At 32.8% G+C, this 22,372-nt stretch carries 19 protein-coding genes; 10 read left to right on the forward strand and 9 right to left on the reverse strand.

From position 1 onward, the window contains the following. Positions 1 to 31 precede the first annotated feature (31 nt). Positions 32 to 2,863 (reverse strand): excinuclease ABC subunit UvrA, encoded by a 2,832-nt coding sequence (uvrA, locus tag R3L15_RS05115; RefSeq protein ID WP_338733638.1) that lies wholly within the window; start codon positions 2,861 to 2,863, stop codon positions 32 to 34. Positions 2,864 to 2,961: 98 nt separating this feature from the next. Then, a complete protein-coding gene (locus R3L15_RS05120; RefSeq protein ID WP_338733639.1) occupies positions 2,962 to 3,564 on the reverse strand; it encodes an acyl carrier protein phosphodiesterase in 603 nt (200 codons plus the stop codon). A gap of 73 nt (positions 3,565 to 3,637) precedes the next feature. On the opposite strand from R3L15_RS05120, the gene glmM reads away from it, so the two are divergent. Beyond that, positions 3,638 to 5,026: a phosphoglucosamine mutase gene (gene glmM, locus R3L15_RS05125; protein WP_338733640.1), complete on the forward strand. Its 1,389-nt coding sequence runs from the start codon at positions 3,638 to 3,640 to the stop codon at positions 5,024 to 5,026. A gap of 5 nt (positions 5,027 to 5,031) precedes the next feature. On the opposite strand, the gene R3L15_RS05130 is transcribed toward glmM, so the two are convergent. Then, the gene (locus R3L15_RS05130) at positions 5,032 to 5,922 is read right to left on the reverse strand and encodes a lysophospholipid acyltransferase family protein (RefSeq protein WP_338733641.1); all 891 of its coding nucleotides are present in this window, start codon (positions 5,920 to 5,922) and stop codon (positions 5,032 to 5,034) included. A gap of 62 nt (positions 5,923 to 5,984) precedes the next feature. Between R3L15_RS05130 and R3L15_RS05135 the strand changes: the two genes are divergently transcribed. Then, positions 5,985 to 6,635 carry a rhomboid family intramembrane serine protease gene (locus tag R3L15_RS05135; RefSeq protein ID WP_338733642.1) on the forward strand — a complete coding sequence of 217 codons (651 nt, stop codon included), beginning with the start codon at positions 5,985 to 5,987 and terminating at the stop codon, positions 6,633 to 6,635. A gap of 56 nt (positions 6,636 to 6,691) precedes the next feature. Here R3L15_RS05135 and R3L15_RS05140 read toward each other — a convergent pair whose 3' ends face one another. Further along, entirely contained in the window at positions 6,692 to 7,822 is a 1,131-nt protein-coding gene (locus R3L15_RS05140; protein ID WP_338733644.1) for a TlpA disulfide reductase family protein, read from the reverse strand. A gap of 109 nt (positions 7,823 to 7,931) precedes the next feature. Here R3L15_RS05140 and mnmE point away from each other — a divergent pair, with 109 nt between their 5' ends. Further along, the gene (gene mnmE, locus R3L15_RS05145) at positions 7,932 to 9,320 is read left to right on the forward strand and encodes a tRNA uridine-5-carboxymethylaminomethyl(34) synthesis GTPase MnmE (protein ID WP_338733645.1); all 1,389 of its coding nucleotides are present in this window, start codon (positions 7,932 to 7,934) and stop codon (positions 9,318 to 9,320) included. Positions 9,321 to 9,620: 300 nt separating this feature from the next. Here the strand turns inward: mnmE and R3L15_RS05150 are convergent, their stop codons facing one another. After that, entirely contained in the window at positions 9,621 to 11,687 is a 2,067-nt protein-coding gene (locus R3L15_RS05150; RefSeq protein ID WP_338733647.1) for a helix-turn-helix domain-containing protein, read from the reverse strand. Between the two features lie 228 nt (positions 11,688 to 11,915). Here R3L15_RS05150 and R3L15_RS05155 point away from each other — a divergent pair, with 228 nt between their 5' ends. The 7 genes from R3L15_RS05155 to R3L15_RS05185 all read left to right on the forward strand — a co-directional run bounded on the left by R3L15_RS05155 (position 11,916) and on the right by R3L15_RS05185 (position 17,135). Next, positions 11,916 to 12,503, forward strand: a complete 588-nt coding sequence (locus tag R3L15_RS05155; RefSeq protein ID WP_338733648.1) for an ankyrin repeat domain-containing protein — start codon at positions 11,916 to 11,918, stop codon at positions 12,501 to 12,503. Positions 12,504 to 12,599: 96 nt separating this feature from the next. Then, positions 12,600 to 13,700, forward strand: a complete 1,101-nt coding sequence (locus R3L15_RS05160; protein WP_338733649.1) for an acyltransferase family protein — start codon at positions 12,600 to 12,602, stop codon at positions 13,698 to 13,700. 33 nt (positions 13,701 to 13,733) lie between these two features. Next, a complete protein-coding gene (locus R3L15_RS05165; RefSeq protein ID WP_338733650.1) occupies positions 13,734 to 14,495 on the forward strand; it encodes a DUF6090 family protein in 762 nt (253 codons plus the stop codon). Between the two features lie 68 nt (positions 14,496 to 14,563). Further along, positions 14,564 to 15,001, forward strand: a complete 438-nt coding sequence (locus R3L15_RS05170; RefSeq protein WP_338733651.1) for a hypothetical protein — start codon at positions 14,564 to 14,566, stop codon at positions 14,999 to 15,001. A gap of 26 nt (positions 15,002 to 15,027) precedes the next feature. Further along, positions 15,028 to 16,065 carry a serine hydrolase domain-containing protein gene (locus R3L15_RS05175; protein WP_338733652.1) on the forward strand — a complete coding sequence of 346 codons (1,038 nt, stop codon included), beginning with the start codon at positions 15,028 to 15,030 and terminating at the stop codon, positions 16,063 to 16,065. A gap of 19 nt (positions 16,066 to 16,084) precedes the next feature. Continuing rightward, positions 16,085 to 16,531, forward strand: coding sequence for a thioredoxin fold domain-containing protein (locus R3L15_RS05180; protein ID WP_338733654.1), 447 nt, complete (start codon positions 16,085 to 16,087; stop codon positions 16,529 to 16,531). A gap of 37 nt (positions 16,532 to 16,568) precedes the next feature. Continuing rightward, positions 16,569 to 17,135: a hypothetical protein gene (locus R3L15_RS05185; RefSeq protein ID WP_338733655.1), complete on the forward strand. Its 567-nt coding sequence runs from the start codon at positions 16,569 to 16,571 to the stop codon at positions 17,133 to 17,135. 26 nt (positions 17,136 to 17,161) lie between these two features. On the opposite strand, the gene R3L15_RS05190 is transcribed toward R3L15_RS05185, so the two are convergent. From R3L15_RS05190 to R3L15_RS05205, 4 genes are all read right to left on the reverse strand, one after another. Then, positions 17,162 to 18,535, reverse strand: coding sequence for a TolC family protein (locus R3L15_RS05190; RefSeq protein WP_338733657.1), 1,374 nt, complete (start codon positions 18,533 to 18,535; stop codon positions 17,162 to 17,164). 76 nt (positions 18,536 to 18,611) lie between these two features. Further along, positions 18,612 to 19,976, reverse strand: a complete 1,365-nt coding sequence (locus tag R3L15_RS05195) for a biotin/lipoyl-binding protein (RefSeq protein ID WP_338733658.1) — start codon at positions 19,974 to 19,976, stop codon at positions 18,612 to 18,614. A 5-nt stretch (positions 19,977 to 19,981) separates the two neighbouring features. Continuing rightward, positions 19,982 to 21,643, reverse strand: a complete 1,662-nt coding sequence (locus R3L15_RS05200) for an ATP-binding cassette domain-containing protein (protein WP_338733659.1) — start codon at positions 21,641 to 21,643, stop codon at positions 19,982 to 19,984. Further along, positions 21,633 to 22,313 (reverse strand): TetR/AcrR family transcriptional regulator, encoded by a 681-nt coding sequence (locus tag R3L15_RS05205; protein WP_338733660.1) that lies wholly within the window; start codon positions 22,311 to 22,313, stop codon positions 21,633 to 21,635. The genes R3L15_RS05200 and R3L15_RS05205 overlap by 11 nt, the downstream gene beginning before the upstream one ends. Positions 22,314 to 22,372 lie beyond the last annotated feature (59 nt).

Raw genomic sequence — 22,372 nt, forward strand, 5'->3', positions numbered from 1 at the left:
ATCTTATTTTTATTTTGGTTTTTGCAACAGACTAAGTTAGTTCTTTTTTTAAGAATTTAGCGGTATAACTTTTTTTGTCTTTAATAATTTCTTCTGGAGTACCTTCTGCGACTATTTTTCCACCGCATTTTCCGCCTTCATAACCAATGTCGATAATATGATCCATCATTTTAATAACATCTAGGTTATGCTCGATAATTAATACTGTATTTCCTTTATCGGCTAATTTGTTTAACACTTGCATGAGTACTCGAATATCTTCAAAATGAAGGCCTGTTGTAGGTTCGTCTAGAATATAAAAGGTGTTTCCTGTAGCGCGTTTACTAAGCTCGGTAGCTAATTTTATACGTTGTGCTTCGCCACCAGAAAGCGTTGTGCTTTGTTGTCCTAACGTGATATACCCTAAGCCTACATCTTTTATGGTTTTAACTTTTTTATGAATTTTAGGAATGTGTTCAAAAAACTCGACGGCTTCATTTATAGTCATTTCTAAAACATCGCTAATAGACTTTCCTTTGTAGCGTATTTCTAGGGTTTCTCTATTAAAACGTTTGCCTTGACAGGTTTCGCAATCCACATAAACATCTGGAAGAAAATTCATTTCTATTACTCGTAAACCACCACCTTGACAGGTCTCGCATCGTCCGCCTTTAACATTAAAGCTAAATCTACCGGGTTTGTAACCACGAATCATAGCTTCAGGAATTTTAGCAAATAAACTTCGTATTTCACTAAATACGCCAGTATAAGTTGCTGGGTTACTTCTAGGAGTTCTTCCTATAGGAGATTGGTTAATGTCTATGACTTTATCGATATGCTCAAGACCCGTTATTTTTTTGTATGGCATAGGTTTTTTTACCCCGTTAAAGTAGTGCGCATTCATAATAGGGTAGAGGGTTTCGTTTATTAAGGTGGATTTTCCACTTCCAGAAACACCAGTTACACCAATCATTTTTCCTAATGGAAATTTAACGGTAACATTCTTTAAATTATTACCTGTACAGCCAGAAAGTGTTATAAATTTGCCGTTGCCTTTACGTCGCTTTTTTGGTACTTCAATTTCTTTGGTGCCGTTTAGGTAATCTGCCGTTAGGGTATGATGTTTTTTTAATTCCTCTGGATTACCAATACTTATAATTTCACCACCATGTTTTCCAGCTTTTGGGCCAATATCAATTACATAATCGGCACGCTCAATCATGTCTTTGTCGTGTTCAACTACAATGACTGAATTTCCAACATCGCGAAGCGATACAAGTGAATTGATTAATTTTTCGTTATCCCGTTGATGCAATCCAATACTGGGCTCATCTAAAATATAAAGTACACCAACAAGCTGAGACCCAATTTGTGTGGCTAAACGAATACGTTGTGCCTCGCCGCCGGAAAGTGTTTTAGAACTTCGGTTAAGGGAAAGATAATCTAAACCAACATCCATTAAAAACTGTAATCTGGTAGAGATTTCTTTAATAATTTCTTCTGAAATTTTTAATTGAGCTCCAGAAAGTTGTTTAGGGAGTTTGTTAAACCATTGGGTTAAATCGGAAATATCTTTATTTGCCAATTCGGCAATATTTAAATCGTTCACTTTAAAGTAAAGCGATTCTTTTCTTAATCTAGACCCTTTACATTCTGAGCAAGTTACTTTATCCATGTACTCTTTTGCCCAACGTTTTAAAGAGGTACTGTCGGCGTTTTTATATTGACTTTCGATAAAATTAGCAACCCCTTCAAAATCTATTTTATAATCTCTAGTTACGCCTAGAGTTTTACTTTCAACAGAAAATTGATCGTTGCCGCCATATAAAATAACATGTTGGGCTTCTTTAGGAATATCTTTGTAAGGATCGTTTAGCGAAAACTTATAGCGTTGCGCAATAATTTCTAATTGTTTAAAAATCCAGCTCTTTTTTTCTGAACCATGTGGTGCTAAAGCGCCAGCGGCAATAGATTTTGAGTCATCTGGGATAATTTTAGTTTCGTTAACCTCATATAGTGTTCCTATGCCATTACATTTTGGGCAAGCTCCTTTAGGCGAATTAAACGAGAAATTATTTGGTTCTGGATTTGGATATGAAATACCGGAACTTGGACACATTAAATTTCTACTAAAATATCGCGTTTCTTGTGTATCATGATCTATAACCATAAGCACATCATCGCCATGATACATGGCAGTATTTATGGTTTCGGTTAGGCGTTTATCGTTATCTGCATGATCATCAATTTTAAGTCTATCAATAACAATTTCAATGTCATGTGTTTTATAACGATCTAGTTTCATCCCTTTTACAAGGTCGCGAATTTCTCCATCTGCTCTAACTTTTACAAAACCTTGTTTTGCAATTTGTTCGAATAATTCGCGGTAGTGTCCTTTTCTAGAGCGAATAACGGGAGCTAAAATGTTAATGCGTTTTCCGTGATAACTTTCTATAATAAGTTGCTTGATTTGCTCGTCGTTATAGCTAACCATTTTTTCGCCAGTATTATAACTGTAAGCATCGCTAGCACGCGCAAATAGGAGTCTTAAAAAATCGTAAATTTCGGTAATGGTACCTACGGTAGACCTTGGCGACTTACTGGTGGTTTTTTGTTCTATAGCAATTACAGGAGAAAGGCCGTCAATTTTATCTACATCGGGACGTTCTAATCCACCTAGAAATTGTCTGGCATAAGCCGAAAATGTTTCAATATAACGACGTTGTCCTTCGGCATAAATAGTATCAAAAGCTAGAGAGGATTTTCCAGACCCTGATAATCCTGTTATAACCACTAATTTGTCACGAGGGATCGTAACATCTATATTTTTTAAGTTATGGACTCTAGCACCCTTAACTTCAATATGTTCTTCAAACTGACTCATAAAACCGCAAAGTTGCAAATGTACTTAATTTGAGATGAAAAATGAAGGCAGATACAATTTGATAAAGGATATTAATTGGTATTAATAATTACGTGTCATTATGAGTTAATACGTTTTTCAATATCCTGACGCTTAATTGCTGTAAAAGCCATAAGTTCTTTAAAAAAAGCTGTGAATTCTTTTTCAAATTCTCTGTAGTATTCTTTTAGCTCGTTAGTGGCCTTATCCATACCAGAGATATTATTGGTACGTCTATTCATGCCATCTAGTACTTTTTGAATGCCTTCAATGTTGGCGTAGTTTAATAGCCAATTATCAGAAATCATATACGGCATCATACGTTGGGTTTTTACCGGAAGTAAATCAACATGTTTTTCAAGTGAATTATAAAAGTTTTCAACATAAATAGATAATGGCGTTTCACAGTAATTACTCCAGTTTTTTGCTAAAAAATGATCGTATAAAATATCAACAATAACACCGCTATAATGACTGTAGTTTTTATGCAATCTTTTGGTGCTTTGCCTTACAATAGGATGCGCATCGGTAAAGGTGTCTATTTCTCTGTGAAGTAAAATACCTATCTGTACTTCTTTAGGGTGTTCTTTATATTTTTTACCGCGAATACCATCGGCTATAAAGTTGCCTATAGTAACTAATTCGTTATCTCCAGAAAGATAAATATGTGCTAGGAAATTCATTTTTCTAATTTACAAATTCATAATAAAGAATTACAGTTATTTCCTATTATATTTGTTGGAAAATAGAATACTTATGACACTTATAAAATCAATTTCAGGAATACGAGGAACCATAGGCGGGAAAGTAGGGGATAACCTTACACCAATTGATGCCGTAACGTTTGCAGCAGCCTATGGTACTTGGGTAAAACAACAACGAAAAAAAGAGGATTATAGGGTGGTTGTAGGGCGAGATGCGAGGTTGTCTGGCCATATGGTTCAAAGTTTGGTTATGCAAACCTTAGTAGGTATGGGAATTCATGTTATTGATTTGGATTTATCTACAACACCAACAGTTGAAATGGCTGTACCTATGGAACATGCCGATGGTGGTATTATTTTAACGGCAAGCCACAACCCCAAGCAGTGGAATGCTTTAAAGTTATTAAATGCTAAAGGCGAGTTTTTAAATGCCGAAGAAGGTAAGAAAATACTAGAAATAGCAAATTCTAATGATATTGCTTTTGCTGAAGTTAATGATTTAGGCGTTATTACAAAAAATCAAGCCTATTTCGATTTACATATAGAAGAAATTTTAAAACTTGATCTTGTAGATGTTGCCGCTATAAAAAAAGCTAACTTAAAAGTGGTTATAGATGCGGTGAATTCTACAGGAGGAATTGCCATTCCATTACTTTTAGATGCGCTTAATGTGGATTATGTTAAGCTATACTGCGAACCAACAGGGCATTTTCCACATAACCCAGAACCGCTAAAAGAACATTTAACCGATTTATCAGAAGCTGTTGTAAAAGAACATGCCGATTTTGGAATAGTCGTCGATCCAGATGTAGATCGTTTAGCATTTATGGACGAAAACGGCGAGATGTTTGGTGAAGAATATACTCTAGTAGCTTGCGCCGATTATGTGTTAAGTAAAACGCCTGGTAATACGGTTAGCAATATGAGCTCTACGCGTGCCTTGCGAGATATTACCGAAACGCATGGAGGAACATACGAAGCTAGTGCTGTAGGTGAGGTAAATGTGGTGACTATGATGAAGAAAAACAACGCTATAATAGGTGGTGAAGGAAACGGTGGTATTATTTTACCTGAATTGCATTATGGTCGCGATGCTTTGGTTGGGATTGCGTTATTTTTAAGTTTATTAGCCGAGAAAAAAATAGCGGTCAGTAAACTTAAAGCATCGTATCCAAACTACTTTATGAGCAAAAAGAAAATTCAGTTAACACCAGACTTAAATGTAGATGCTCTTTTAAAAACTATTGAAGAAAAATACAGTAAAGAACATCCAACGACTATAGATGGTGTAAAAATAGATTTTGCAGATAGTTGGGTACATTTACGAAAAAGTAATACCGAGCCTATTATAAGAATTTATACCGAAGCTAAATCGCAAGACGAAGCTAATAATTTAGCAGATAGATTTATAGAAGAGCTTAATGCTTTAGCCAATAAATAAAAAGGTTATTGAAATTCTTTGGGCACTTTATTGCGGTGTTTCCAGCGTTTGTGTGTCCAAAGATAATATCTAGGATCGTCGTAAATTTGTTTTTCAACTAACTTTAAAAACGCATCGGTAATAGTATAATCTGGATACTCATTAGGTGTTTCGGTAATGGTTTTAAAGGTGGCTTGGTAATGACCTCGTTTTACTTTTTCAACATTAAAAAATACAACAGCCATATCTAACTTTTTGGCTAACATTTCGGCACCAGTATGCACAGGAACTTTTATACCCATAAATTCTGTCCAATGAAACGCTTTATGTGCTTTTGGAGATTGGTCTGAAGCAAAACCACTAATAGATAATTCACCATCTTTTTTCGATTTTATAAGTGTAGGAATAGTCTCTTTGGTAGTAATAAGATGGGTGTTATATCTCGCTCTTATACGCTTAACTAAACGGTCAAAATAGTCGTTAGCTAGTTTTTTATAAATACCATAGCCTTTGTGTTTAACATGCTTTTGCATAATAAAAATCCATTCCCAACTTGCATAATGGGCACACATTAATACAATACTTCGGTTTTTTTTGCCAAGCGTATTTATAACGTCGATATTAGTAAACTTAAATCGCTTGTTCATTTCGGCTTCTGAAATAGTCATCGATTTTATCGATTCTAAAATCATATCGCATAAATGATGATAAAAAGCACTAGTTATTGATTGAATTTCTACCTGCGACTTATTAGGAAATACTAATTTTAAGTTCTCTTTTACAGTTTTCTTTCGGTACCCAAAAATCTTGTATAAGAAAATATAAAGGATGTCCGAAATAAAGTAAAGTATTCTAAAGGGAAGGATAGAAATAAGCCATAAAAACGGATAAATTATAATGTAAGCGAGAAATTGCATGAATAAATTTTAGCTTTGCAGATGCAAATATATGCTATATTTGATTGATAATATTTACAATTATGAGCAATTTAAGTTTTGTAACACTTGTACTAATAGCTGCCAACGCTATTATTTCTTTCAAAGGATTTAACGATTATAGTTTTTTTGAAAAATACAAGTTTAATATTGGTGGAATAAGACGAGGAGAACAATTTAGAATGTTTAGTAGTGGCTTTTTACATGTAGATACGACACACTTGTTTTTTAACATGTTTACACTTTACATTTTTGCCGATGTGGTTATTAATAACATGTCTGTCATTAATTTTATCATTATCTATTTAGGAAGCTTACTTTTAGGTAATTTGTTGTCGTTATATTTTCATAAAGATGAATTTCATTATAGTGCTGTTGGTGCAAGTGGTGCTGTTATGGGAATTATTTATTCTGCTATTTTACTTCGTCCCGATATGGATTTGTATATGTTTTTTATACCAATACCAATACCGTCATACATTTTTGGTATTGGTTATTTATTGTATACTATTTACGGTATGAAAAATCAAGTAGGTAATATAGGACACGATGCACATTTTGGTGGCGCTATTGGTGGGTACGCTATAACATTGCTGTTAGCACCATGGTTATTTAAAACCAATTTAATTATGATTGTATTGTTAGCCTTACCAATTATATTGCTATTTGTACTTAAAAAAATGAATAAGATATAACAAAAAAAGCCTTCAGGAATATTGAAGGCTTTTTTGTTAATTATAAAGGTAATTACTTATTGTAGTAGCTCAGCTACTTTATCTTCTAAGGCTTTTCCTCTTAGGTTTTTAGCTACAATTTTACCCTCAGAATCTAAAATAAATGTAGCAGGAATAGAGCTTATGTTATATTGCTTAGCAACTGGTCCGTTAAAGTATTGTAAGTTGGAAACTTGATGCCAAGTTAAACCGTCTTTTTCAATAGCTTCAATCCATGCTGCTTTGGCATCTTTTTGTCTAGGTGTACCGTCTAACGACACTCCTACAATTTCTAATCCTTTTTCGTGGTATTTATTGTAAACTTTTACCACATTAGGATTTTCTTTTCTACAAGGGCCACACCAAGCCGCCCAAAAATCTATAATAGTCACTTTTCCTTTAATATCGTTTAAAGTAATCATTTCTCCCTCTGGATTTGGCGCAGTAAAGTTAGGCGCCATACTTCCTTCGGCAGTTTTTAAAGCGTTTTTAATGTCTTCGCCAAGTTTTTTACCAATAGAACTATTCTTAACTTTATCGGTAAAAGTATTGAAAACTTCATTAGCCTCGGCTACTTTAATACCTTTAGATTTTATCATGCTTTCTAAAAAAGAAGCGCCTATAAATAAATCTGGATTTTCTTTTACAATGGCTAAGTTTTTGTCGTTTATTTTAGCAACAAAAGCTTCGAAATCTTCTCTAATATTTTGCATTAAAGTAGAGTCGTTATTTTTTCTCGCCTCAGTATATTCTTGCATTAATTCAGCGTTTTTTGCTCGAATAGGCTTCATGTTTTCTTGAAGTAACCCAAATACGTCATTTTCTTTACTACCGCTAATCTTAGAAGCCATTAAGCTATCTTTATAAAGCGTTAAATCCATCTGAGTGTTTTCAACTATTATAGGTAACCTTTGGTTATTACCTTCTATAGCAACTAAATATATTTCTGGCGAATCTACTTTACCGTCTAATGTAATTTTTCCATCAACAACTCTCGTGCTGTCTAATAGAGTTTGGTTACTACGATCGGCCTTATAAAGTGAGATTTTTTTTCCGTTTTCAGAAGCGTCTATGGTTCCATTAATAAGAAATCCTTCAACCTTTGGTTCCTTTTTGCATGCCACTACGGTTAAAGTTAGAATACTAATGTAAAAGATTTTTTTCAACATATTAATTTTTGCGTTTTATCGTTATTGCTGCAAATATAATAGATTAATAATACTATATCTGTTAAGAGATATGCAATGTTTTATTTGTGTAATTTAGTACTTTTGTTGTATGGTAAATAACGATACAATAATTGCATTAGCCACACCTTCTGGAGCAGGTGCTATTGCTGTTTTAAGAGTCTCAGGAAAGGATGCTATAACAATAAGTTCGAAACTTTTTAAATCGATACATGGAAAGAAATTAACTCAACAAAAAACCCATACCATACATTTAGGGCATATTGTTGATGGTAAAAAAGAGCTAGATGAAGTTTTAGTTTCAGTATTTAAAAATCCACAATCTTATACAGGTGAGGATGTTGTAGAAATTAGTTGCCATGGTTCGCCATACATACAGCAGGAAATTTTGCAATTATTTTTACGTAATGGATGTAGAATGGCCGATGCAGGAGAATTTACTTTACGCGCCTTTTTAAATGGAAAGTTAGATTTAAGTCAAGCAGAAGCAGTAGCTGATTTAATTAGTAGCGATAACGAAGCATCACACAAAATTGCTATGCAACAAATGCGTGGTGGATTTTCAAGTGAAATTGCTAAACTGCGAGAAGAGTTGCTAAATTTTGCCTCGTTAATAGAATTGGAACTAGATTTTGCAGAAGAAGATGTCGAGTTTGCCGATAGAACACAATTTAAAGCACTTGTAGACCGTATAAGTTTTGTGTTAAAACGGTTAATCGATTCGTTTGCTGTAGGAAACGTTATTAAAAATGGTATTCCTGTGGCCATTGTTGGTGAGCCTAATGTAGGTAAATCAACGTTATTAAACGCGCTACTAAACGAAGAGCGTGCCATTGTAAGCGATATTGCAGGAACCACAAGAGATACTATTGAAGATGAAATATCTATAGGAGGAATTGGGTTTCGTTTTATTGATACCGCAGGAATACGGGAAACTGAAGATAAAGTTGAAAGTATTGGTATAAAAAAGACGTTCGAAAAAATAGAACAATCGCAAGTAACGGTATATTTATTTGATAGCTCAAATAGTATTTCAAATTTAGAACAAGTCAAGTTAGAGATTGAAAAAATAAAGAATAAATATCCACAGAAGCCTCTGTTGGTTATAGCCAATAAAATAGATACGTTAGACGACACTCAATTAGCAAAACTTCAAAATGAGATTGAAAACGTACATTTACTTTCTGCTAAAACAGGATTTGGAGTTGAAAGCTTAACAGATAGCTTATTAGATTTAATTAACCAAGGAGCCTTACGAAATAACGAAACTATCATTACGAATACGCGACATTATGATGCGCTATTAAAAGCTTTAGAAGAGATTAAAAAAGTGAGCGAAGGTATTGATGAAGGGTTGTCTGGCGATTTAATGGCAATTGATATTAGGCAAGCACTATATCACCTAGGTGAAATAACAGGCCAAGTAACTAATGATGAGTTACTTGGGAATATTTTTGCTAACTTTTGTATCGGGAAGTAGGATTAAAAACAGTTTTGTAAGTTTTAACTAAAGTCAGTTTTTATATTGTTTCTGAATTTGTTTAAATAAACTTTACGTTTAATCAATCAGAATTCCATAGCAGTGTTTTTATTAATCAAAATAATTAGCAATATTAGAAAAGAATATTTTTGTGGTGGTTACAAATGAAATTATTAATGCGTGGCAAGAATTAATGAGCCTTCAGTTTCCTTCGGTACATCTTCCCATTATCTATTAACTAGCTTTTACAACTTGTCTCTGTACCTAAAGTTTGCCTTGTAAAAATTATGCAGTTTCAAACTAGATCAAATTGTTTTTCTCTAATGTAATTCTTAGCTCATGATGTTGGTTCCAAAACTGTTGTTTTATCTTAGATATGGTGACGTCATATTCAGGATGAGATTTCAACCTTTTGAGTAAAGGATCTTTTTCTAAAAATAAAACCATCCAATATTGAAAATTAGACTCTTGACTAAATTCATTTAATTTGGCTATCGCTCCATCATAATTGCCTTGATAAATGAGTTGCATGGCCAAACTTGCAGGTTGATAAATAGATTCGTCTGCTTTGCAATAAGCATCATAGGCTTCAAAATATTCAGAGGCTTTTTTGTCATACCCCATTTCTTTAAATACCAGACCGATCTTTAAGTTCTCCTGAGGATACAAATCTACTTTATCGAGTTGTAATTCTTTATATCTATGATAATAAAAATAAGCCTGTTCATAATTTTCCTGAAAATAATAGAGCTTTCCTAATTCTTGAGTAATATCAACTCGAGAGGTATCTTTTTTCCATTCAGCTTCTAAACGAGTAATGAGATGTTCCATATTTTTATCATTCGCGTACTCAATAAACCTTTTCAAATAAGGCGAATGCTCATTATTAGGATTAAAGTCTAACGATCGGTTGATGTATTGTACTGCCTCTTTGGCAAAACCCGTTTGCACTAAAGCGTTGCTCAGATGAAGGTACAAATAGCTTTGTGAAATTGAATCATTTGCGTTCACTTCCAATTGCATTCCCTTTAAGGCATAGGAAAGATATTTTGAAGTATTGGGCATGGCTCGTGCATACAAGTCTGATAAAATTAAAACAGCTATTGAAGCATTGGGGTTGTAGTCTAAGGCTTTTTCCAAATGAGGAATAGCTAGACGATATTCACGAATACCAATGTAGTAAACTGCTTTGGCTATCAAAGACAACTCAGAAGTAGAATCATAGAGCAAGGCCTTATCCGCATTTTCATTAAGCTGTTCTAAAAACTCTTTTTCTGGTTTGTACATTTCCAGAAAAAAATAAGAAATAGCAATTTGGGCATAGGCATTAGCATACTCTTGGTCTTCTGCAATTGCCTGATTGAAGTAATCTATAGCTTTTAGCAAACTTTCTGCCGTTTTTTTTTGCTGTGCTTCCAGTCCTTTCAAATAATAATCATAGGCCAGTAGATTATCTGTAGGTTTTTTGTTAATAATTTTTAATTCATCAGGAGTAATATTGGCTTCAATGGCTAGTGCAATTTTTTTAGCTACTGTATTTTGAAGGGTAAATACGTCTTTGAGTTCATATTGATATTGTTCTGACCAAATGGGTTTATCGTTGGCAACATCAATAAGTTGAATATTAAGTAGAACAGCATTATCAATTTTCTGACCACTACCTTCAACCAAATAACTTACTTTTAGTTCTTCCCCAATTTGAGTAACTGTAGCAGATTGATTTCTGTATTTTTCAGTTGATGTTCTACTAATAACTCTTACATCTTCAATTTTTTGAAGATTAGTTAGCGAAGCCTCCATAATACCGTTAATGAAATAGAGGTTATTAGGGTCTTCACTTAGATTTTTAAAAGGGAGAAAGGCTACCGATTTCTCCAAGGTCTCTGCCGAGGATGTAGAAAAAAGTTCATTTCTAAAAAAAGCGAGTGTGGCAATGAGGGCAACTGCAGCAACAGCGATATAAATTTTATATCTAGTTTTAGATTCAGTATGATCTGTATTGTCATTACCGGTGGTGTCACTTATGTCAGATGCTCTACTTTTGGTCTCTCCAGGCGGATAGCCAAAGTATTCTCGGTAACATTTGGTAAAATAGGAAGGATTGCCAAATCCAACTTCGAATGAGACTTCAGAAGCGGTCATGTCTGTTTTTAATAGTAATTCGGCTGCTTTTTGCAATCGAATTTCTCTAATAAATCGACTCGCAGATAAACCGGTATGCTTTTTAATTTTTCTGAGGAGATTAGAACGGCTCATGTGCATAGCTTCTGCCAATTCTGAAACCCCAAATTGTTCATTGGAAATCTGATCTAAAACCAAAGATTTAGCTTCAGATAAAAAGGAATTATGAGGATTATTTGGTGTCATTTCTTGAATCTCTCCAACGAAGATAATTAAAAATTTAAGATAGTCTTTAGATTGAATTATTTTTTGACTTTCAGCAGACTTTGCGTCATAATTTATAGGGTTGCGTCATAAGTTATAGTTCTGCTGAAAACTTCATAGAGTTTAATTCATAAGTGTTTACGCTTGCATCACCCTTGTTTTCATCTTTGTATCATCAAAACAAAATCATAAAAATCAAAATTTAAAATCATGAGAAATTCATTCAAAATTCAATCAAAATTAATGGTATTATTTATTGCGACTGCAATTACAATAATGTCATGTGCCAAACAAAAAGAATCAAAATCAAACCAGACAAACTTAGAAGTATCTGAAGTGGTAAAACCAAATAAGGATATCCACGAAGCTATCATCAGTAATAATTTAGAGGTTGTAAAACAGCATGCAAAGGCAAAGGAGGACATCAACAAAATTGAAGCCATGAGCGGTTCTTCACCTTTAATAACGGCCGTTACTTTTAACAGACCTAAAATGGTTGAAGTTTTAGTAAAAGCAGGAGCTGATTTATCCATTCAAAACAACGATGGTTCTTCTGCTTTGCATACAGCAGCGTTTTTTGGAAGAGTAGAAATGGTGAAAACATTACTGGAAGCAGGAGCAAACAAAACTTTAAAGAACAACTTCGGTGCAACACCTAGAGAAACGGTTTTGGGTGATTTTGCACAAATGAAACCTATTTACGAAATGCTTACCCAACAATTACAACCAATGGGATTCACTTTAGATCTTGCTGAAGTTGAAAAAGCAAGACCTGTGGTAGCAATGATGCTTCAATAAAAAGTATGTTTATAAATTCTTGTAAAATCATCAATTTCAGCATTAACGCATAATAAATCATCTGTACACAAAAAAACACAATAATACATCAACATCATGAAAACCGAAAGACGTCACGACATAGATTGGTTAAGAGTCATTGCTATTGCCTTATTATTAATGTATCATATAGCTATTATATTTCAACCTTGGGCCATGTTTATTGCGTTCATAAGAAGTGATGAAATGTCTACAGCATTATGGCAACCCATGACGATGTTGAACGTTTGGCGTATTCCCATTCTATTTTATGTGTCTGGAATGGGCGTGTATTTTGCAATGAGAAAAAGAAGTAGTTTAGCCTTAATAAAAGAACGTGCAAGAAGAATTTTGGTGCCGTTTCTATTCGGGTTTCTAGCTATTACACCGCTGCACATGTTTGTTTTTCAGGACTATTATAACATGGGCTTAAGTTATTATCCTCATATGGGGCACTTATGGTTTTTAGGAAACATATTTGTGTATGTGCTTATTTGTTTACCTGTGTTTTATGCTGTAAAAAACAACAAGGCATCAAGACTAATAGCGGTATTCAATAAGTTGATTAAAAACCCAATAGGTTTATTGTCGGTAAACATTCTTTTCATTGCAGAAGTAGTATGGTTACAACCAAAACCTTTTTCAATGTATGCAGAAACTTTACATGGGTTTATGTTAGGGTTGTTTGCCTTTTTACTAGGGTTTTTATTCATGAATTCCGGTAAAGTATTCTGGAAAACCATTGCAAAATGGAAATGGGGCTATTTGTTTTTAGCTGTAGTGCTCTACATTATTCGATTTAAAATGTTTGCTACAGAAGGATTACCGTATATTACAGTAATTGAAATGAATAGCTGGATTTTTAGCATCTTCGGATTCTGCTATCGTTATTTAAATAAACCAAGTAGGTTGTTATCGTATTTAAGTACAGCAGCATATCCTGTGTATATCATTCATATGATTGTAATGTATTTGGCAGCCAAATTTATATTGCCTTTTCATTTTCCTGCTTTCCTATCTTTTGTGTTAATAACCTTGGTGACCTTTGCAGGATGTTACTTGATATATGAATTTATTATTCGAAGAGTTTTTTGGTTACGTCCGTTATTCGGATTAAAGTTAAAACCAACCAAATTAAAAATGAACTCGAAAGAGGATATTATGATTAATTTAGACTAAACTCTTTTTTAAGAATAATTAAATTAAATAACTATGAAAATATTTAGAGCTAAAAGAAGCGAGAAATTAAGAGATAAAAGGTTTAAAAGCTATTTACAATATGCCGCTGGTGAAATATTTTTAGTAGTTATAGGTATTTTAATTGCGGTACAAATAAATGGCTTAGCACAATCGAAGAAAGAAAATGAAGAGTTGAGAGAATATTTAGTAAAAATTAAATCACATACCAAAGAAGATAGAATTGTTCTTGATTCTTTAGAGGGGTTTAGATCTTCTGTTGGTGAACTATGCAAAAAAGCGAGGAGAGCGATTTTAAATGACAAAGAAAAGGAACGTATGTTTATTATGTTAGGTGGCTCCACGGCATTTTTTGACTATTATTTTGTTTCTAATTCAGATGGTTATGAAGCCCTTAAAAATTCAAATCATTATGGTAAAATCAATAACACGAGGTTAGATTCTTTGCTAACAAGATATCATCGTTTGGTTGGTGAAATTGCTCAGAATGAAAAAAGCTATAATGAGTATTTAAATAGTCAGGAAAATTACCTTTCTACTCAATACGATAGAACCTTATTCTTGGCTTATGCGTTCATCCCTCAAGATTCGCTAAAGAAGTTGGCAACTCCTATGGCGGATTATTATAAAGCCATTGATGAGTATACGTCGCTACCTCCGTTTAGAAATGTTATTAATTTGGCATCATACCAATTTGATTGGATTGTAGATGCTTATGGAAATTTAAAAGACACTGGCGAAGAAGTTAATAAAGAAATCGATGTGTGGTTACAATAATTTCTTATGATCTTTATCACATTTAACTAACAATTTTTGTTAAAAGACAACCATTAAAAATTAAAATAATGAATAGAAAAATTATGGCATTAATACTATCTTTAATTGGAGTTTTATTAAGCATTGCATTTTTTGTGAAGATTGAATTTCCACAAGGATTTGAAAACTATTTTAAAAGGGAATACTATAATCAATTTGGCCCTATGGTAATAAGCGTAGAACTTTTAACGGCAAGTTATTACCTATTTATAGGACATAAAAATACGAATTTTGCCTTAGCAGTTTTTGGATGTACCGCTTTGCTGGATCCTATTTTTAATCAAATAGGGTTTTTGAATAGCAATATGCCATTGTACGGAACAATAATCTTTTCGATTTGTGCTTTATTATGTCTATGGCTAGCATTTTTAAATCCATTTAATTTAAATCGTATGTCAATTTTATCAACTTTAGTCAGTGTTGTCCTGAGTGTTCTTATCGAACTATTTTTCAATTACCCAGGTTAAATGAATACCAAAAACCTTTTTTAATAATGAAAAAAAATAAAATAAAAAATATGTTTAGAATATTACTAATCGCAGGTTCTTTAGCCTCGTTATGTTTTGTGCCATGGATTTTAGTAAAAGCATGGATACTACCACTTCCTAAATCTATAGACGAGCAAATAAGCGAAGCTGTTAATCATGGGTTTGAGGGAATGATAGTATATGTTGACCAAGCAGGAGAGCAACCTGTAACATATGCTGGAGGATTTATGAACAGAGAAAATAAAATACCAACAAATCCAGATGCCTTGTTTAAAATAGCTAGTATTAGTAAATTATACGACGCTGTTGCTGTAACTAAATTGGTGAGCTCTGGTCAATTATCTTTAGATAAGTCATTAGCCGAATATCTACCAGAACTTATTGGGAAAATAGAAAATGCAGAAACAATTACTTTAAGGTTGATGATTCAACACAGAAGTGGCATTCCAAATTTTACAGATGCTCCTAACTTTTGGGCAAATCCAACAAAGTCTTTCGAAGAAAGTTTAGCATTAATAGAAGGTGAACCTGCCAATTTTAAACCAGGTAAAAAATATGAATATTGTAACACCAACTATTTGCTAATCAATAAAATAATGGACAATACTTTAGGGTATCCCAATTTTCAATTTATCCAAAAAGAAATTCTAAACCCTTTACATCTAAATAATACATATAGTTCAGTTAGTAATGTAAATACTGAAAATGTAATGGGTGGTTATCATGTAGGTTATCCTCACGATTTAAAAACAAACGATTATGGAATGCATGCTACAGCAGAAGACGTAGGTAAATTCATCAGAGCATTAAATGATGGTACTGTCTTTAAAAATGATGAAAAAGAAATATACGCCTCTATTTATAAATTTGAACATGATGGCTGGGTGCCTGGTTACCAGGGTTTTGCTAAATATTATGAGAATATAGATACGGTTGTAATTGCTTTTTACAATACAACAGATCCTAAATTACTTAATTGGAATCTTTCCCAGATTTTAAACAAAAGAATATATAGAATTATTAAAAAATCAAATAATGAATAGCAATGGATATCATAAAAATATGAACCAAAAAAAGAAATCTCATCCATTTTGGAAATTCTTCTGGCTCACTTTTTTAGTTGTTTCCTTGGCCTATGCTTGGTATTCATTCTATACGCCCGAAAACAACATCGAATGGATTTCTTATACGAGTATGGATGAAACAATCCAAATTAACTCCAATAAACCAATCCTTCTTTTCTTTACAGGAAAATGGTGTTCACCTTGTAGAATAATGAAACGTGAAGTTTTTACAGATAAAAGGGTAGAACGGACTATAAATGAATATTTTGATGCAGTACTAGTAGATGTAGACAATCCAGATTCGCAATCTCTAGTAAAACGATTTAAGGTGATTGCGACACCAACCATTGTTATATTAGATTCAAAAGGTGAGTTATTAGTATCTATGGAAGGTAAAATAAGTAAGACTGATTTTCTTGAATTACTTCAAAAAAATAAACCTTAGACACATTTTTAAGTTATAGCATAAAAAGCTAGTTTTAATGGCTGCCCCAGCAGTACCTTTGATAGAGGTGGTTTTGTATCAAGTCAGGCAAGAATATACGCAGAGTGATATTTCCAAATCATTAATAGAAGCAAATGTATCTGCACACAACAGATTAATGAGAGCCATTGAAGACGATAAGAATATAGACGAAGCATACAATCTATTTAGAAAAACAACCGAATCTATTTTATATAAAATGAGTTCAGAAAGCGTAGTGGACTCACTACAAATACAGCAAAATGCTAGAAGTAAAGCCAATGAATTTAAAATAATTTATGCGTTACCGTCATTAACCTCTTATTTATATTATAATCCTTCCAAAGATTTAGAAAAATTAAAAGTCGCAGTATTGAGTCTCTTTGGCGGTTTGGATTTTCAAGTTCCTATTCATCAAAATAAAGATAGAATGGAAAATGCACTTCTTAAATCGGGAACACCTTATAAATTTATAACCTTAGATAAGGCTAATCATTATTTTCAAAAGACTAAAACAGGATTAAAAGAAGAGTATTCCTCATTAGAAAATAAATTTGTTGATGGTTTTTTAGAAGGTAATATCTAATTGGGTAATTAATACAAGTTAATAATTTATTTATCTAAGGTGTTTAAAATTTGTGCCAATTTAGCCTTCGTGGAGAGAACTTTGTTAGAGATGGTAATATATTTTAATTCAGCTTCAATAAGTTTTGCTTCACGGTAATTTATAAGAAACAAAGAGCCTTCTCCTAATTCAAATTTTTTTTCTTCGGCTACCATAAGTTTTTTATAATCACTTACTAAGTTTTTGGCAATTTGCTGTTGTGTATTGTACGATGCAATTTCTTGTTGTATGGCATTAATTTTATTACGTAAACTTACTTTGCTTTCCGATAGACTAAAATCGATATCTTGTAATTGTAGTTTTGCTAATTTTAAATCGGCACGTTCTTTACGTAAAAATATGGGCATACTAATGTTTAGCCCTGTTTTATAGTTATGAGTATTTAATGAATTTAGATTGTCGTAATCACTAGTAAGAAAATTATATTGTAAGTCTATTTTGGGTAATAGGTTGTTCGTTTTTAGGCGCTTTTCTAATACCAATTGTTCCTTTTTTAAAGCTAGAGATTGAATTTTTGGGTGATTCTCTAAAATATCATTATTTACTTCTAAAATACTACTATTTAGTATGCTATCTACTATTAATGGTGAGTTTGTATCTGGAATCAAGCTGTAATCAAGTTCAATAGGTGTGTTATCTTTTAACCATAAAAAATTAGAAAGTTCTAATTGCGACTTAATGTATTTAACTCGCGACTTTTCTTTGTCTAAAGCTCTGTTTTTTAAGTTTATACTCGCTTCTAGAGTGTCTACCGCTGGTTTATCGCCTGCTTCAAAGCTAGCAATAACATTATTTAAGCGTATGTTAGCGTTTTTTTGGTAGTCGATATAAACGTGGTATTCTTGATAATGTTTTAACCAATTAAAATAAGCTTCAACAGCATTATAAAGAACTTCGTTAACAGCAATACTTTGCTTGTTAAGGCTAATATTTTTGTATAACTTGGCTTGCTTTAAAGTTGTCATGCGTTTATTGGCTAAAAGGCCTTTTGCAAGCGACACAGAAACACCTGCGCTGTATAAGCCATCTTGAGGCACATTAGATTCCGGGTTTAAATAATAGCCTTCGTTATCCTCGTAATTAGCCTTAAGTTCAATACCGTACCAAGTTGGAATTTTAAAAGCAGCATTTAGCTTATCGTAATATTCGGTTCCTTTAAACGCCTTTTTGTTATAATCAACTTCTATTTTAGGGTCGAAAGCTCCACGCGATTTTAATAATTTTATTTCACCTTCAGTAGCTATTAATTGTGCCTGTTTTACAATAGGGTGGTATTGTTTAACATAACCTAAATATTCTTCTAAAGTAAAAATACTATCAGTTGTTGTTTGCGCTTGAATGCTAAAAATAGGCAGTAACAAACATACAAGTAGTTTAATCGTGAAGAATTTGATTGTCAGTTTATTTTTTAAAGTCATGTCTTAAAATTAAATACGACTATTGTTTTTTAGTGTTTTTTTTCTTTGAAGTATGTGGCTTTTTTGGCGTATAAAAGTTAGGAGGGAAGCTATTAATTTGCCTCCATAATTCAAACCAAATAGGGACATCTTCTAAAAGCGCAATAGTTTTTGCTCCAGAGCCTACTCGTAAGGCCTCAGGCCATGCTTCGTAATCGGGATCTCTTGTAATAAGAACACGATACATGCCATTATTGCTAGCAAAATTTTCAATAGCAACAATTTCGGCGCCATAAGTTCCATAAGACACATTAGGCCAACCACTAAATACAATAGCTGGCCAACCTTCAAATTCTACTTGAACGTGTTCTCCTATATGTAGTAAAGGTAAATCAATAGGTCTTACCCACATTTCAACAGCCAACTCATAGTTAGAAGGCATAATACCTACTAAAGGCTCACCTTCTTTAAAGGTTTCACCAATACCTGATTTTATAGCTTTATTTATATAGCCATCTTGTGGTGCTGTAATGTATTGTAAACTATTACGCTTTACGTAATTAGCTAAACTATTTTCTAATTTAGATACTTGTGCTTCGGTATCTAAGGCGCTAGATTGTGCGGTGTATAAATCGCTTTGTGCTTTAGATAATTTGTCGCCATACGTTGCTTTTATGGTTGAAATATTTAAGTTAGAGTTTATTACTTCATTTTTAGCTGATAACCATTTGTTTTCTTGCGATATGAGTTTGGCTTCTGCCTCTTGAAGTTTGTTTCTGTACTCTTCAACATCTTTAACAGCTTTTAAACCTTGCTCTTGAAGCGAGACAGTACGTTCAAATTGTGTTTTGGCAATGGCAGCTTTTGTTTTTGCGGCTTCCAAATCAATACTGTCAGATTCTACTTTTAACTGAGATTGTAAGTATTTGTTTCTTGCTTGCTCTAGTTTTAATTGACGTTCTTGTTGTAATGAAGCATATTGATTTTTTAGAGCTTCAACCTTGGATTGGTAGGCCTGTACAGAAGCAGATTTTGCTTTTATTTGATCGCCTGTACGTTTGGTAAGTTGATCGTCAAAATAATCACTTTTTATTTCTGAAATTTTCAATATTGTATCGCCTTGTTTTACAAAATCACCTTCTTGCACAAACCAGGCATCAATTCTTCCAGGAATTGGAGATTGTAATGTTTGTGGACGTTGATCTGGCTTTAATGTAGTAACTAAACCTTTACTTGTAACGTTTTGTGTCCATGGTAAAAATAAAATGATAATAACCAATATGGAACTAATTAGTAAGACACGTTTAAATAATTTATGATGATTAGTATGTAGGGTTGCTCGCCCTGATTTAAATTGTTTTAAATCAAGATATTTTGAAACATTATTATTAGATATATTTAGCATAGTATTTACGACTTAATAACACGACCTTCTTCTAAGGTAATGTGTTTATTACACATGCGTTTCCAAACATTTAAATTACTAACCACCACAACACTCCAAGGGTTTGAAGGATCGCATAGATATTCGAATATTTTTTGAGATTCCTCAATATTAAATTGCTTTAATGGCTCTTCTAAAATGAGTACTTTAGGTTGTTTTAATATCGCTCTTGCTAGCAGTAATTTGCCAGAAATAAAGTAGGGTATTTGTTGGCCTTCTGGCTTTAATAAGGTGTTTAAACCTTTTGATTGACGCTTTAAAAAGGAGCTTAAGCCTACTTTTTCAAAAATATCATATATCGCATCATCAGTTATTTCAGGGTTGCCAAACGTAACATTTTCCCGAATGGTACCTTCAAAAGGAGATTCTTCTGAAAGAATCATACCCAAATGCGATCTATATTTATTAATATGTAAGCTTTCTATAGAGAGGTTATTAATGTAAACATAGCCATCGGTAGGAGCAATAACGCCTGAAATAAGCTGTAATAAGCTAGATTTTCCAGAGCCACTTTCTCCTTGAATTAAAACCCTATCGGTAGGTTTAATAGTAAACGAAATATTTTCTAATATGGGTTGTTTACGATTGGCTACTTCATAACCAGCACCTTTAAGTTCTATAGTAAATGGCGTGTTGTTTGATAGTTTTTCGCCATACTGGTTTTCAACAGGTTTGTCTATTATTTCTCCTAGTTTTTCAATGGCAGTTAGTACGTCGTAAAAAGATTCTAAACTTAAAATAAGTTTTTCAACAGAGTTGATAGTTAGTAAAATAATTATTTCAGCAGCTACAAACTGACCAATATTCATTTGTTGTTCAAGAACTAAATACCCACCAACTAATAATAATCCTGCAGTAACGATAGATTTAAAACCTATCATTTGTTTAAATTGAAGAATTAAGATTTTAAAGTGCTTTTCACGAGAATTAACATAATCGTAAGCCAAATCATCAGTTTTATTCATGGCTAAACTGGTTTTCCCCGATAATTTAAAGCTAATAACTGTTCGGGCAACTTCCTCTAGCCAATGTGCCATTTTGTATTTGTATTTAGATTCGTCCAAACTGGTATCTAATCCTTTTTTGGCAGTATATTTAAAAACAACAAAAATTAAGCCTAGTAGCAATAAGCCAAAAGCAATAAAAAAAGGATGGTAAAACGATAAGAGAATAAGTGCAAAAACAATTTGTAATACAGCAGATGGAATATCTATAAGTATTTTTGATAATCCTTTTTGAATACTTAAGGTATCGAAAAACCGATTGGCTAATTCGGGTAAGTAATAATTTCGCAACTCACTCATTTTAATTTTAGGAATTCGGTAAGCCAAATCAAAAGAAGCTCTTGTGAAAATTCGTTGTTGAATGCTTTCTATAATTCGAATTTGAATAAGCTTTAAAACCCCAGTAAACATTACGCCACCTGTAACAAGTACGACTAAAACAATCCAAGAAGTTGACGTTTGCCCACCTTGTAATAAGGTTATAATGGCTTGTATACCTAAAGGTAGCGTTAGGGCTAAAATACCTTCGAAAATAGCAAAATAAGCCACCCTAAAAATATCTTTCTTTTCAAGCTGTAAAAGTCCAAGAAACCGTTTCCATGGAGTTAAGGGGTTATTGGTCATATTTTAAGGTGTTTAGTGTTAAATTGGTATAAAACTCTGTAACAGTATTTTTTTTGTTACAATTGGTAATAGTTTTAAAGTGCTCCTGAAAAAAATACTGGTTTAAAGCGCCATTAATAACAGTGTTAGCTAAACTTAAAGGGTACTTGTAGGTGTTGTTATATTCTAATATAATATCTGAAAAACGTTTTACAACTCGTTTAAAAGGGGTGAAAAGCCCTTCTTTATTTTCATTATCAACATCGTTTGTTAAATAGGCCTTTGCACTTTCATTTATAATAATTTTATTTAAAACTATTTCGTTAATATGCTCAAAGTTAACATCTTCTTTTGTGGTTCGCGTTATTATTTGAACACACTTTTTTAATTTTTCTTCTACATTTTTTAACGCAAATGTTTCTATAACAAGTTGATATTCAATCCACACCCAATACCAAGAGTTAAGATACATAAGTAAGTGATGTTTGCTTTCAAAATACCTGTAAATCGAACTCTCGTTAGAGTTAATAGCTTGACCTAACTTTTTAAATGTAAACTGTTCAAAACCCAAATCGCTAATTAATAAGATGCTGTGTTTTATAATGCGTTTCCCTAAGTTCGATGATTCTGGATCTTTAATAAAAATTCCTTTAGGAACTTCAATTTTAAAGTTTTTAAGTAGATTATCCATTATCTTAAATGTTTTTAATGCAAAAATAATAGTATTACTATTATAAAAGTGATTTTTAA

This window comes from Mangrovimonas cancribranchiae (assembly GCF_037126245.1).
GTDB classification, from domain to species: domain Bacteria; phylum Bacteroidota; class Bacteroidia; order Flavobacteriales; family Flavobacteriaceae; genus Mangrovimonas; species Mangrovimonas cancribranchiae.

Bases quoted from the DNA above. Each gene is read 5' to 3' on its own strand.
- uvrA (WP_338733638.1), bottom strand. From the start codon at position 2,863: ATGAGTCAGTTTGAAGAACATATTGAAGTTAAGGGTGCTAGAGTCCAT.
- R3L15_RS05120 (WP_338733639.1), bottom strand. From the start codon at position 3,564: ATGAATTTCCTAGCACATATTTATCTTTCTGGAGATAACGAATTAGTT.
- glmM (WP_338733640.1), top strand. From the start codon at position 3,638: ATGACACTTATAAAATCAATTTCAGGAATACGAGGAACCATAGGCGGG.
- R3L15_RS05130 (WP_338733641.1), bottom strand. From the start codon at position 5,922: ATGCAATTTCTCGCTTACATTATAATTTATCCGTTTTTATGGCTTATT.
- R3L15_RS05135 (WP_338733642.1), top strand. From the start codon at position 5,985: ATGAGCAATTTAAGTTTTGTAACACTTGTACTAATAGCTGCCAACGCT.
- R3L15_RS05140 (WP_338733644.1), bottom strand. From the start codon at position 7,822: ATGTTGAAAAAAATCTTTTACATTAGTATTCTAACTTTAACCGTAGTG.
- mnmE (WP_338733645.1), top strand. From the start codon at position 7,932: ATGGTAAATAACGATACAATAATTGCATTAGCCACACCTTCTGGAGCA.
- R3L15_RS05150 (WP_338733647.1), bottom strand. From the start codon at position 11,687: ATGACACCAAATAATCCTCATAATTCCTTTTTATCTGAAGCTAAATCT.
- R3L15_RS05155 (WP_338733648.1), top strand. From the start codon at position 11,916: ATGAGAAATTCATTCAAAATTCAATCAAAATTAATGGTATTATTTATT.
- R3L15_RS05160 (WP_338733649.1), top strand. From the start codon at position 12,600: ATGAAAACCGAAAGACGTCACGACATAGATTGGTTAAGAGTCATTGCT.
- R3L15_RS05165 (WP_338733650.1), top strand. From the start codon at position 13,734: ATGAAAATATTTAGAGCTAAAAGAAGCGAGAAATTAAGAGATAAAAGG.
- R3L15_RS05170 (WP_338733651.1), top strand. From the start codon at position 14,564: ATGAATAGAAAAATTATGGCATTAATACTATCTTTAATTGGAGTTTTA.
- R3L15_RS05175 (WP_338733652.1), top strand. From the start codon at position 15,028: ATGAAAAAAAATAAAATAAAAAATATGTTTAGAATATTACTAATCGCA.
- R3L15_RS05180 (WP_338733654.1), top strand. From the start codon at position 16,085: ATGAACCAAAAAAAGAAATCTCATCCATTTTGGAAATTCTTCTGGCTC.
- R3L15_RS05185 (WP_338733655.1), top strand. From the start codon at position 16,569: ATGGCTGCCCCAGCAGTACCTTTGATAGAGGTGGTTTTGTATCAAGTC.
- R3L15_RS05195 (WP_338733658.1), bottom strand. From the start codon at position 19,976: ATGCTAAATATATCTAATAATAATGTTTCAAAATATCTTGATTTAAAA.
- R3L15_RS05200 (WP_338733659.1), bottom strand. From the start codon at position 21,643: ATGACCAATAACCCCTTAACTCCATGGAAACGGTTTCTTGGACTTTTA.
- R3L15_RS05205 (WP_338733660.1), bottom strand. From the start codon at position 22,313: ATGGATAATCTACTTAAAAACTTTAAAATTGAAGTTCCTAAAGGAATT.